Source organism: Halanaerobium saccharolyticum (assembly GCF_003259895.1).
Taxonomy (GTDB): Bacteria; Bacillota; Halanaerobiia; order Halanaerobiales; family Halanaerobiaceae; genus Halanaerobium; species Halanaerobium saccharolyticum_A.
On record NZ_QLME01000029.1, the window covers coordinates 1 to 12,456 of the forward strand.

10 protein-coding genes and 1 pseudogene are annotated in these 12,456 nt (G+C 32.9%); 10 read left to right on the forward strand and 1 reads right to left on the reverse strand.

Features of this window, described 5'->3' with window-relative positions; genetic code table 11:
* The first annotated feature begins 64 nt into the window (after positions 1 to 64).
* From C7958_RS13615 to C7958_RS13660, 10 genes and pseudogenes are all read left to right on the forward strand, one after another.
* Positions 65 to 748 (forward strand): substrate-binding domain-containing protein, encoded by a 684-nt coding sequence (locus C7958_RS13615; RefSeq protein ID WP_111573232.1) that lies wholly within the window; start codon positions 65 to 67, stop codon positions 746 to 748.
* Between the two features lie 124 nt (positions 749 to 872).
* Positions 873 to 2,651, forward strand: coding sequence for a sensor histidine kinase (locus C7958_RS13620; protein ID WP_111573233.1), 1,779 nt, complete (start codon positions 873 to 875; stop codon positions 2,649 to 2,651).
* Positions 2,652 to 2,663: 12 nt separating this feature from the next.
* The gene (locus tag C7958_RS13625; RefSeq protein ID WP_111573234.1) at positions 2,664 to 4,163 is read left to right on the forward strand and encodes a response regulator transcription factor; all 1,500 of its coding nucleotides are present in this window, start codon (positions 2,664 to 2,666) and stop codon (positions 4,161 to 4,163) included.
* Between the two features lie 6 nt (positions 4,164 to 4,169).
* Positions 4,170 to 4,241, forward strand: a pseudogene (locus C7958_RS16155) (AraC family transcriptional regulator); the annotation flags it as partial.
* Positions 4,242 to 4,428: 187 nt separating this feature from the next.
* Entirely contained in the window at positions 4,429 to 5,694 is a 1,266-nt protein-coding gene (locus tag C7958_RS13635; protein WP_111573235.1) for an ABC transporter substrate-binding protein, read from the forward strand.
* Positions 5,695 to 5,777: 83 nt separating this feature from the next.
* Complete coding sequence (locus tag C7958_RS13640; protein WP_111573236.1) at positions 5,778 to 6,710, forward strand: carbohydrate ABC transporter permease; 933 nt, start codon at positions 5,778 to 5,780, stop codon at positions 6,708 to 6,710.
* Positions 6,711 to 6,731: 21 nt separating this feature from the next.
* A complete protein-coding gene (locus tag C7958_RS13645; RefSeq protein ID WP_111573237.1) occupies positions 6,732 to 7,550 on the forward strand; it encodes a carbohydrate ABC transporter permease in 819 nt (272 codons plus the stop codon).
* A gap of 66 nt (positions 7,551 to 7,616) precedes the next feature.
* Positions 7,617 to 8,759, forward strand: a complete 1,143-nt coding sequence (locus C7958_RS13650) for a DUF2264 domain-containing protein (protein ID WP_208320781.1) — start codon at positions 7,617 to 7,619, stop codon at positions 8,757 to 8,759.
* A 93-nt stretch (positions 8,760 to 8,852) separates the two neighbouring features.
* A complete protein-coding gene (locus tag C7958_RS13655) occupies positions 8,853 to 10,625 on the forward strand; it encodes a glycoside hydrolase family 2 protein (RefSeq protein WP_111573239.1) in 1,773 nt (590 codons plus the stop codon).
* A 90-nt stretch (positions 10,626 to 10,715) separates the two neighbouring features.
* Entirely contained in the window at positions 10,716 to 11,942 is a 1,227-nt protein-coding gene (locus C7958_RS13660; protein ID WP_111573240.1) for a Gfo/Idh/MocA family protein, read from the forward strand.
* 14 nt (positions 11,943 to 11,956) lie between these two features.
* Here C7958_RS13660 and C7958_RS13665 read toward each other — a convergent pair whose 3' ends face one another.
* A complete protein-coding gene (locus tag C7958_RS13665; protein ID WP_111573241.1) occupies positions 11,957 to 12,397 on the reverse strand; it encodes a hypothetical protein in 441 nt (146 codons plus the stop codon).
* Positions 12,398 to 12,456 lie beyond the last annotated feature (59 nt).

Sequence of the window (12,456 nt, forward strand, 5' to 3'; positions counted from 1 at the left end):
AAGGATAGGGTAGTGACTGAATATTCTGTAGATAGTATACTTTACCAATAACTCAAATTTGACAATGCTTAAATATTTTTATGCAATGCTAGTGACTCGTTATAAAGAAAGTTTAGAACTTGACCACAAAATTTTTGATTTATATGAAGAAGGACTTGGAATAGTATATATTGATAGAATAAATAAATATAACTCTGAAGCAATAGCCACAGTTTTATCAGATAGAAAAGCCGGTAGTCAAATGATGGTTAATAAATTTATTACTATGGGGCACAAGAAAATTGCCTATGTAGGTAATATTGAATCAGAGAGATTTATGGGTTATAAAAAAGCATTCCAGGAAAATAATTTTAAGTTGCAGGATGATTTTATTTATAATACTGGCTGGAATGATGGCTATCGAGTTGGGACAATAGCTGCCAAAAAAATTATTAAAGCTGAGAAAAGACCGACGGGTGTGGTCTGTTTTAATGATCAAGTAGCAGTAGGCTTAGTTCAATGTTTACAAAAAAATGATATTAAAGTACCTGCAGAAATATCGGTCAGTGGTTTTGATAATATTGAAATCAGTGAATATTTTAGTCCGGCTTTAACCACAGTGGATATTCCCAAAAGAACTCTGGCCAGAAAAGCAGTAGAATTGTTTGTTGAGATGATAAAAAACAAAAATACTGCTGATCAAAAAAGACAGTTTATTTATCCTGTAGAATTAAAATATAGAGATTCGATCAGAAAAATAAAACAGTAAATATTTTACAAAAACCTTGAAACTAAATAAAGCAAATTTTAGATTGTTTAAATCAAGCAGTTAGAGTCAAGGATTATGGCTCTTCTGCTTTTTTCTATTTGATATCAAAAGATAGGAGTTTAAAATGAAAATAAAAAAGTTAAAAAATCGGATAATTCTATATTTTATTTTTGTAACTATTATACCTTCAATGTTTATTACCTTCTTTTATTATTATAATACAAGCAATATTTATGAAGAAAATATCTTAAAAACAGCAGTTAATGATCTTGATTATATAAAAAATAATGTAGAAGAAAGAATTACAATGGCAAACAAATTTACCGACTGGTTTTATCTTAATTCAAATTTCAATCAAATATTAACTAACAATAACACTAAGACTTCAAGTGAAGATCTCGAAGTATATAAGCAGATTAATTTACATCTTAACAACTCTCCTCTCGAAAATTATGTTGCTTCACTAATAATTGTAGGCAATAACGGAAAAGAATTTAAATTGGCTGCAGATGGATCAATGATTGAAGTTGAAGAAATTAAGTCTCAAAACTGGTTTGAATCAGGTATGAATGTTAACAACTCAGTTTTCTGGCCTGGTTTGATAGATAATCCAGCTCTGATTAGTAATTATGAAAATGTAATCCCGGTTATCCGACCAATTTTTCATGAGACTTCATATAAAAAAATTGGTTGGGTTTTTGTTGCATTTAAAGAAAGTTTAATTACTGATATTTATAATGATAGTAATGATTCAGAGATTAAAGAATATTATACTATTGATCATAATCAAAAAATACTGGCCTCAGATCAGGAAAATATATTTTTAAATAATCAGCAGTTTCAGAGTAAAGTAAATAATATTATGAATCAGGATCAGGGCTATTTTAGAATTGGAAATAATGGAGTTGAAACCCTCTATGTATTTCAGGAGCTGAGTCAGAATAACTGGTCAGTGGTAGAAGTTCTGCCGATGACAGTTCTGGCAGAACAAAATAGAGTATTAACCTATACTTCTTTAATGATTTTTTTGGTAAGTCTAATTTTGACTACCCTGTTAATAATCTATCTTTCAAATAATCTAACAGAACCGCTCAAAAAAATAGTACGACAGGTTAATCAGATTTCACTGGGAGTTTTTGACCAGAACAAGCATATTGAAGGTCAGGATGAACTGGGGATTTTAGGCTCAAAGATTAATACGATGGCGGAAAGCATAAAAATCTTAATGAATAAAATAAAAGATGAGGAAGAAGAGAAAAGAAGATTTGAATTAAAAGCACTTCAAAACCAGATTAATCCCCATTTTTTATATAATACTTTAAATTCTATTAAATGGATGGCAGCAGTCCATGGAGCAGTTAGTATCAAAAAAATGGTTGTAGCTCTGGGGAGATTACTGCGCAACCTTTCGGCAGATACAAATAAAGAAATTACTCTAGCAGAAGAGTTAGAGATTCTGGATGATTATGTTTATATTCAGGAAATTCGCTATAGTGGCAGAATTAAATTCAAAAAAGATATTAAAGATCCTGAGTTATTGAAATCTAAAATTATTAAATTTATTTTACAACCTCTAGTAGAAAATGCAATTTTTCACGGGATAGAAGCAAAGGAAGAAGCAGATTTAATCAAAGTTGAAATCACAAGAATTGAAAATACTAAAAATTGTGATCTGCTGCAGATTAAGGTTTATGATAATGGGATTGGGATGACCAGAGAACAGATAACTGAACTTTTAAATGAAAAGAAGAAAATCGAACATAAACATGACTTAAATGGGATTGGACTTCAGAATGTTCAGCAGCGAATAAAAATGAATTATGGAGCTGAATATGGACTTAAGATTAATAGTGCAGCAGGAGAATTTACAGAAGTAGTTGTCATATTACCGATAAACTTTTAGGGGGTAACAATAATGGTTAAGGTGATGTTAATTGATGATGAAGTTTTAGTAAGAGTAGGTCTTAAATCCTTAATTAATTGGGAAGAAAATGGCTATCAAATTATTGCAGAAGCATCCAACGGCCAGGAAGGATTAAATTTAATTAGAGAGAGGAAACCAGAAATAGTTATTGTAGATATTAAAATGCCGCTTAAAGATGGAATAACTTTAATTCAGGAAGTTAGGGAAATGAATCTAGCTACTAAATTTATAGTTTTAAGCAGTTTTGATGATTTTAAGCTGGTAAAAAAAGCAATGAAACTGGGGGCAGTAGATTATCTACTCAAGTTGGAACTGGACGAAAAGGAACTCTTAAAATCACTGGAAAATGCTGCTGAAAGTATAACTTCAGGCAAACAAAATATGGATTATCAGCCCCGGCTTAACAGCTTAGCTGAGATAAAAAAGAAAAGTCTTCAAAAAATTATTGCAGCTAAAATAGCTGATGAAAAGCAGATAAAAAAGATTTTTGAAGAACTAAAAATTAATTTAATAGAGGATAAAATTCTGTGTCTAACAATAAAAATAGATGAAAAAGAGGTATTAGAAAAATTTAGTCAGGGTGATATATATCTTTATGAAAACTCCATTATCGAAATTGTTGATGAAATTGTTAGTGATTTTTTTAATGCAGTTTCTTTTATGAATAATTGGGGAGAAATTGTAGTTTTTTTAAATTTAGATAAAGATCTAGTAACTGAAAAAGAAAAAATAGGTAATCTAAATTTGCGCCTGCATAAAATGGTTAAAAATTATTTTTCCCTTTCAATTACAATTGCTATCAGCAGTCAAAAGAATAAATTTCTTCAATTAAGCGAAGCATTTATTGAATGTTCAGAGTGCTTAGACTATAGTTTTAGATGTGGAGAAGGAAAAGCAATTCATTATCAAAATCTGGATAAAATTAATAAGTTAGGAACAACTGATTTTATAAGTAATTTTGCTGTCCAATTTGATGAATGTCTTGAATATAAGGAAATAAAAAGAGCTGTTTTGCTGCTTGAAAAAGTTATTACAAAAATCAAAGAAAATTTTATTAGTCGAAATGATGCCATTCACTTATATTTTAAGATAACAGGTTCTTTAGAAAAAAATTTAACTTTAGAGGTAATTGAACAGCTCTGTGGGAGTGATAATTTATATCAAAATATAGATTCAATAACTAACAATAATGATTTAATTAATTGGATGCATAATTTGTCAGAAAAACTTAAAGTTTATATGGATAAAAAACAGGAAAATTACCTTATTTTAGCAGCTAAAAAATATCTCAAAAATAATTATAGTGAAGACTTAAGTTTAGAAAGAGTGGCCCAGGAAATAAATATTAGTTCCGGTTATTTGAGTTATCTTTTTACAGAAAAAAGTGGGATTAGTTTTATAGAGTATTTAAATCAGCTTAGAATTTCTGAAGCGAGAGAATTATTAAAAGACAAAAAATTAAAAATATATGAAATTGCTGATCAAACCTGATATAATAATCCTTATTATTTTAGCCGTGTTTTCAAAAAAGTCACCGGTTTGAGTCCGACTGAATATAGAAAAAATTAATGAATATTAAAATTTTATAGGTTATCTAAAAATAGTATAGGAAGAACTAGACTTTATTTTTTGAAAATTAAATATTCTTAATTTAATGAGATTTGTATATGAATTATTAAAATACTGCATTTCTCTCTTAAGTTTTTCTCTATATAATAAACACAGAACAAAAAAATATTAAGGGGGAGAAATTTTTATGAAAAAGTCTTTGTTGATTAGTTTTATTTTAATAATCTCTATTTTACTGTTAACAACTCTGTCGGTAGGTGCTCAAACAACTCTACGTTTAGTGTTGTGGGATTATGATATGTCACCAGAGTATCATGAATTAATTGAAGTTTTTGAAGAGCAAAATCCTGATATTGAAGTTGAGGTAGTTGATGTTACATCTCAGGATTATGGTGATAAACTGACCGTAATGCTTTCCGGTGGAGAAGATCTTGATATTTTTGCTGTTAAAGATATGCCCGGATATTCTAACTTTATACGAATGAATCACCTGGAACCTTTGGGTAAATACATGGAGCAGGACAATTTTGATACTTCTGTTTACAGTGGTTTGATGGAAGAAATTCAGGTTGATGGTGAATACTATGCTATTCCATTTAGAACTGATAACTGGATATTGTATTATAATAAAGACCTCTTTGATGAAGCAGGAGTTGAATATCCAACAAATGATATGACCTGGCCTGAATTTAGAGAAAAAGCTGATGCTGTAGCTAGTGGTGAGGGTAGTAATAAGATTTATGGAGCTTATATTCAGCCCTGGATGTCTCTAGCTACAAACTTAGGTGTTTTAAAAGCTGAAGGTGAATATACTCTTGCAAATGGAGAAGATTATGACTTTTTAGCTCCTGGTTATGAGTTATATTTAAAAATGCAGTATGAAGATCAATCTGTAATGCCTTACGGTGAAGCTACAACTTCTAGTGCTCATTATCGGACTCAGTTCCAGTCTGGTAGAGTGGGAATGATGTATATTGGAACTTGGGGAATTGGTCAGCTTATTTCAGATGGTAAAGCGGGCAGACATGATATGAACTGGGGTATTGCCAAATCACCTCACTGGGATGATATGGAAGAACCGGATTCTGCAATTGCAATTGTAACTCCAATGGCGATTAATGCAAATAGTGATAAAAAAGATGAAGCCTGGGAGTTTATTAAATTTGCAGGAAGTGAAGAAGGTGCCAAGATCTTTGCAAAACATGGAGTATTACCAGCAGTAAAGACTGAAGATGTTCTGGATGTATATACTTCTGCAGATGGATTCCCCGAAAATGCTTCTGCAGCTCTGGAAGCAAAGCAGTTAATCCTGGAATTCCCTCCTGCTCCTAATGCAGGTGTAATTAGTTCAATTATTCAGGAAGAGCATGAATTAATTATGTTAAATGAGGTATCTGTAGAAGAGGGGATTGAGAATATAGAAAAAAGAATTGACATGGAATTAAACTGGTAAATAGTAACTTCTCTGGACGAGTTAATTATTAACTCGTCCAGTTTATTAAATAGCAGCAGGAGGTGACCGGGAAACCGGAAAATATGAAATTTATTAATAGTTTCTTTAATAATATATTTAAAAGCAGTGATTCTGGTGTATTAACAAGTCGTAATAGAAAAACTGCTTATTTTTTTCTATTACCTAATTTTATAGGTTTTTTTGTTTTTACTTTAATTCCAATCGCAATTGCCTTTTTCCTTTGTTTTGTCCGCTGGGACTTTTCTAATCCAATGCGTTTTGTTGGACTTCAAAACTTTACTTATATGTTTACTGATTCAACCTTCAGGATTGCACTAAAAAATACAATCTTTTTTAGCCTTGTTGCAGTGCCTTCAACTATGGTGATTTCTCTGGGGCTGGCAATTTTATTAAATAAAATCATTAAAGGTGTTAAATTTTTAAGAACAATGTATTTTATTCCTTATATTACTTCTATGGTGGCGGTTGCAATAGTCTGGAATATGCTTTACAGTCCTTCAATGGGGCCGATAAATAGTTTTTTAAGAAATGTTGGAATTAACAATCCCCCTGGTTGGACAGCATCAACTGACTGGTCAATGATTGCAATTATTATTATGAGTGTCTGGAAACAAATAGGTTATTATATGGTTATTTATCTTGCAGGTTTACAGGGAATACCATCCCATCTTTATGAAGCAGCAACAATCGATGGAGCAAATTCCTGGCAGAAATTTAAGTATATTACTCTGCCAATGTTAACACCTACTACATTTTTTGTTAGTATAATGCTTTTAATTGGATCATTTAAAGTATTTACTCAAGTTATGGTTATGACAGGCGGAGGCCCTGGACGTTCAAGTAATGTTTTAGTTTATTATATTTATAATCAGGCCTTTGTCTACAATAGATTTGGTTATGCTTCAGCAATTGCTTTTGTATTATTTTTTATAGTATTAGCAATCACGATTTTTCAGTTTAAAAAAGAAGAAAAATGGGTTAATTATACCGGATAATTTGGAGGTGAAAAAGTTAAAATGTCAAAAACTAAAAAAATAATCGTTTATATTTTATTAATAATTGGGGCTGCAGGTATGGTTATGCCCTTTGCCTGGATGCTTTCAGCATCTTTAAAAACTAACGTTCAGGTTTTTGAGTATCCAATTAACTGGATTCCTGATAATCCTCAGTGGCATAATTATATAGAAATCTGGCGGCAGATTGATTTTTTAACATATTATAAGAATACTATTTTTCTAACGCTGGTAGTTACAGGCTTAAGCCTTTTTACAAGTAGTCTGGCAGCATATGCTTTTTCTAAAATTGAATTTCCAGAGCGCAACTTATTATTTCTTTTATATATTGGTACTATTGCAGTACCGTTTCAGGTCATTATGATTCCTCAATTTATGATAATTAGGAATATTGGTTTAAGTGATTCACTCTGGGCTCTGGTTCTGATTCAGGCATTTACTCCTTTTGGGGTATTTTTATTAAGACAATTTTTTATGAGTATTCCCAATGAACTGAGTGAGGCAGCCAGAATTGATGGTTTAAATAACTTTGGAATATTTACTAGAATTGTGTTACCTCTGGCCAAACCGGCTCTGGCAACTCTGGCAATTTTCCAGTTTGTATTTGTCTGGAATGATTATCTGGGACCATTAATATATTTATCTTCGGACAGTAATAAAACTATCCAGCTGGGGATAATGAAATTTATGACTCAATATTCTTCTGATTATGCTTTAATTATGGCAGCTTCTGTAGTGGCAGTAGTTCCGGTAATAATAATTTTCTTATTCCTGCAGAAATACTTTGTAGAAGGAATTGCAATGTCAGGGATTAAAAGTTAGTCTTAATTATGGTATAATAATAAACACATTTTAATATGATAAATATTTTAATTGGAGAGATTCATTATGACAGATAGAAAATATTGGTTAGAAACAATGCTGCAGATTGTTGATCCTGTCTTAAAAAATTTAAGTCAGGAAAAGTTAAAAGAAAAAATGCCTGTTGCCAGCAGTAAAGAGAGAGTTAAGTATAGTTACCTGGAGGCTTTTGGCCGCAGTTTAAGTGGGATTGCTCCCTGGCTTGAATTAAATTCCAAAGATGCAGATTTAACAGACTCAGAAAAGGAAAAACTTGAAGAATATTCTCAGATGGCCCGGGATTCTATTAGAGCAGCAGTTGATCCTGATTCAGCAGATTATATGGTTTTTAATGATCAGATTAGACAACCCCTGGTGGATACTGCTTTTTTAGCCCAGGCAATAATCAGGGCCCCCCAGGAACTCTGGCATAAATTGGATTCTTCGACAAAAGAAAATTTAGTCAGAGCCTTAAAAAGCAGCCGCCAGATTAAGCCATATTACTGTAACTGGCTTCTTTTTTCTGCAGTGGTAGAGGCTGCACTTGCTTTTATGGGAGAGGATTATGATTCAGTCAGAATTGATTATGCTTTGAGAGAACATCAGAACTGGTATCTGGGGGATGGAGTTTATGGTGATGGGCCTGAATTTCATTTTGATTACTACAATAGTTTTGTTATTCAGCCGATGATGCTCGATATTATTAAGGTGATGCAGGATAAGGATTCCGAAATTGCCGAGATGGAAGCAAAAATTATAACTAGAGCCAGACGTTATGGTGAAATTTTAGAAAAAATGATTGCTCCTGATGGTACATATCCACCTCTAGGACGATCGATAACCTATAGATTTGGGGTTTTTCAACTTTTATCCCAGCTTGCTTTAATCAATCAGCTGCCAGCTTCTTTGAATCCAGCCCAGGTTAGAACTGCTCTAACTGCAGTGATCAAAAAAGTAATGTCAGCCAAAAATATGTTTGATCAGGAGGGCTGGTTAACCATTGGACTTTATGGGAAGCAGCCGGATTTGGGAGAGGAATATATTAATACAGGCAGTCTCTATCTGGCCAGTGAAGTTTTTATGCCTCTGGGGCTGGATAATAATTCTGAATTCTGGTCAACTCCTGCAGAAGACTGGTCAGCAAAGAAGATCTGGTCAGGGGAAAATGCTCAGGCTGATCATTCACTTTAAAAGTTAAGCTACATTGTCGGAGTTGGATTATATATTTAATTAGGGTTGATAAGATTAAATAAGACTAATTAGAGAGATAAGAGGGAGATAAAGATGGAAAAAAACAGCTCAGATAACTTTGTTAGTGATATTCATGATGAAGATTACAAAACCAAATATTTTGAACCATTAATTGATCATAATTCATTGATTTATGATATTAATCGAGAAAAAGAGTCATTAAACGGCAGCTGGAATTTTCAGATAGACCAGTATGATACTTTTTTAAGAGCCAGCTGGTACAAAAACAAAAAAGAAGATCAGGGTGGAAGAGAATATCCTCAGGATCATGATTTTAATAACTGGGAAGAAATAAAAGTCCCGGCCTGCTGGAACACTCAATCAGATAAGTATCTCTATTATGAGGGACCTGCAGTCTACAGCAGAGATTTTAAATATATAAATCACGGCGAAAAGAGGGTTTTTTTAAAACTTGGTGCTGCCAATTATGACAGCTACATATTTTTAAATAAAAAGTTTTTAGGACATCATCAGGGTGGATCAACTCCTTTTATGCTGGAGGTAACTGAAGAACTGGAAAAAGAAAATAGCCTGCAGATAGTTGTGGATAATACCAGACGCAGAGAAGCGGTACCAACTACAAATACCGACTGGTTTAATTATGGTGGTCTTTATCGAGATGTTGAACTACTTAGACTTCCAGACAGCTATATTAAAGATTTTTCCCTCTCCCTGGCAGAGGATTCTTTGACTGAGCTAGATTTTGGAGTTGAAGTAGCTGGTTTGATTTCAGCTGGTGAAGCAGAACTTAAAATACCAGAATTAAATATTGAACAAACGATTACTGTAAAAAATGGCAGCGGAAAAATTATTTTTGCGGCCCAGCCAGAACTCTGGAGTCCTGATAATCCTAAATTATATAAGGTGATTGTAAGTTTTGGCAGAGACAAAATTGAAGAAGAAATTGGCCTCAGACAGATTTCTGTTCAGGGGCGAGATATTTACCTAAACGGAGAAAAAATTTATCTTAAGGGAATTTCAACCCACGAAGAGAGTGTAAGCAGCGGCAAAGCTGTAACTGAAGCAGAAATCATAGAAAATATCAAATTGGCCAAAGAAATGAACTGCAATTATATCCGCCTGGCTCATTATCCTCACAGTTATCAGGTGGCAAAAATAGCGGATCAAATGGGGGTTATGCTCTGGGAGGAAATACCTGTTTATTGGGCCATAGATTTCGCTAATCCAATGACCTGTCAGGATGCCGAAAATCAACTGCTGGAGTTAATAAAAAGAGATCATAATCGGGCCAGTGTAATTATCTGGTCAGTGGGGAATGAGAATCAGGATACAGATCAAAGACTTAAATTTATGAGTGATCTGGTTAAAAAGGCCAGGGAAGTTGATCCAACGAGATTGATCTCTGCAGCCTGTCTGGTAGATGAAGAAAATAATAGAATTGCTGACCGACTGACAGAATATCTGGATATAATTGGTCAGAACGAATATTATGGCTGGTATGAACCTGATTTTTCAAAACTTAGTGACTGTATGGAAAATTCTAAGCCAGATAAACCAGTAATTATAACTGAATTTGGAGCCGGGGCCTTGAGTGGAGAACGGGGAACAAAAGATGATCTATTTACCGAAGATTATCAGCTTCAGGTTTATCAAAAACAGACAGAAGTACTGGATGATATTGAATATATCAAAGGATTAAGCCCCTGGATTTTATTTGATTTCCGCTGCCCCAGAAGAACAAATAAATATCAAAAGGGATATAACCGCAAAGGATTACTTTCTGCTGATAAGAGCCATAAAAAACTTGCTTTTTATGAGATGCAGAGGTATTATTCTAAAAAATAATTATTTTGAGTGTTGAAGAAATGAAATTAACTCCTGTCAATGATTATTCGGATGGCAGGAGTTTTACAAATAACCTGGGAGGGATTTTAGATGTCAGAAGTAGGGTTTGCCGTTGTTGGTGTACGTAATTTTGCCGATAGTTATCTTCATAATATTGAAGAATTGGAAGCTGAAGGAAAAATTAAACTGACTGCCGTTGTAGTAAAGGATCAGGTAAAAAATGCTGAAAAAGTGAGAGAATTGAGACATAAAGGAATAGAAATTTATAGTTCTTATGAAAATTTATTAAAAGAAGCAAAGACTTCAGTTGATGTAATTGGTCTTCCGGTATCTATTCCAACTCATGCAGAAATAGCGATTAAAGGGATGAAAGCAGGTTTTGATATTTTATTAGAAAAGCCACCGGCACCAACAGTTCAGCAATTAGATGCAATGATCAAAACCGAAAAAGAAACCGGTAGATTTACTTCTATTGGTTTTCAATTTATCCATTCAAATACAATTAGAAAGATCAAACAGTTTATTTTAGAAGGTAAATTGGGTGAAATCAAAGAAATAGCCGCCAAAGGATTCTGGCCTCGATTCAAATCATATTATGATCGGAATAACTGGGCCGGAACAAGTGTTGAAATGGGAAAGTTGGTTCTGGATGGACCGATGCATAATGCTTTTGCCCATTATTTAAATAACATGATTTACCTGGCAGGTCAGGATATGCAGAGTTCAGCGCAGTTGAAAAGAGTCAGAGCTGAATTATACAGAGCCCACAGCTATATTGAGTCTGATGATAATTCCTGTCTGGAAGCTGAAACTACTACCGGAACTAAGATTTATTTTTATGTAACTCATGTTCCAGAGAAAATGCGACATCCCTATATGGAAATTGTGGGGACAGAGGGTAAAATAGAATGGCATATGGAAGCAGAAGAAACAAAAATTGAATTAAATAATGGCAAAGTCATAGAGCTGGATAATGAAGGTCTGGATCCCCATAAAGAAGTTTTCAGGATTGCAGCAGATAAGCATCTTGGTTTAATTGAAAACTTATACTGCACTTCGAAAAATACAAGAAGTTTTGTAGTTGCAATTAATGGCGCCTATGATTCTGCTCAAAAGATTAGAACAATCCCGCAGGAGCTGGTAGAAGAATTCACTAATGAGGATGGAGAATATCAGACTGTTCTACCTGGTATTGATCAACTAATAGATCAGGCCTTTGCAGAAAGAAAATTATTATCGGATCTTGATCTTGAGTGGGCAGTTAAAACAAATTGGGTTAATGTAGAAAATTATACGGAATTTAATCCTTTTAAATAGAAAATTTAATTAAATTAAAAATCAATATCAAAATTTTTAGAGGCATAAATAGAAATCAGACCTCCAATAAATGGTACAGCAATTAAAACAAAATCTATAGCTCTGGTTGGAATTGGTAAAAAAAGCTGATAAATAATAACAATAATAGGGATAACTAATATTTCCCAGCCTGTAATGAAGAGGAATCTTTTGATAAGATTTCTCTTTTCTGCTCCCTTTTCATAATAATAAAAAGTATAAATAAAAAATCCCATCCAGGCAATTCCAAGAATTAAAAACAGAGGAATACCAGTAAATACTCTAATGAACTGAGAAACACCTCCTCCTTCGTTATAACCTGCCTGCAGCATTGTTGTTTTGACAAGAGTAAATAACTGCATTAAAAAGAAGAAACTCAAAATATTTGTCATTATAGTTAAAACAAAGGAAATGATTTTTCGATAAGCTAATTTCATAAAAATTCCTCATTTCTTTTAAAGTATATTATAATAATAAACTCTACCTTAAAATAATG

What these genes read in the sequence shown, in the direction of transcription:
- C7958_RS13620 (WP_111573233.1), top strand. Translation starts at nt 873, where the DNA reads ATGAAAATAAAAAAGTTAAAAAATCGGATAATTCTATATTTTATTTTT.
- C7958_RS13625 (WP_111573234.1), top strand. Translation starts at nt 2,664, where the DNA reads ATGGTTAAGGTGATGTTAATTGATGATGAAGTTTTAGTAAGAGTAGGT.
- C7958_RS13660 (WP_111573240.1), top strand. Translation starts at nt 10,716, where the DNA reads ATGTCAGAAGTAGGGTTTGCCGTTGTTGGTGTACGTAATTTTGCCGAT.
- C7958_RS13650 (WP_208320781.1), top strand. Translation starts at nt 7,617, where the DNA reads ATGACAGATAGAAAATATTGGTTAGAAACAATGCTGCAGATTGTTGAT.
- C7958_RS13665 (WP_111573241.1), bottom strand. Translation starts at nt 12,397, where the DNA reads ATGAAATTAGCTTATCGAAAAATCATTTCCTTTGTTTTAACTATAATG.
- C7958_RS13645 (WP_111573237.1), top strand. Translation starts at nt 6,732, where the DNA reads ATGTCAAAAACTAAAAAAATAATCGTTTATATTTTATTAATAATTGGG.
- C7958_RS13615 (WP_111573232.1), top strand. Translation starts at nt 65, where the DNA reads ATGCTTAAATATTTTTATGCAATGCTAGTGACTCGTTATAAAGAAAGT.
- C7958_RS13635 (WP_111573235.1), top strand. Translation starts at nt 4,429, where the DNA reads ATGAAAAAGTCTTTGTTGATTAGTTTTATTTTAATAATCTCTATTTTA.
- C7958_RS13640 (WP_111573236.1), top strand. Translation starts at nt 5,778, where the DNA reads ATGAAATTTATTAATAGTTTCTTTAATAATATATTTAAAAGCAGTGAT.
- C7958_RS13655 (WP_111573239.1), top strand. Translation starts at nt 8,853, where the DNA reads ATGGAAAAAAACAGCTCAGATAACTTTGTTAGTGATATTCATGATGAA.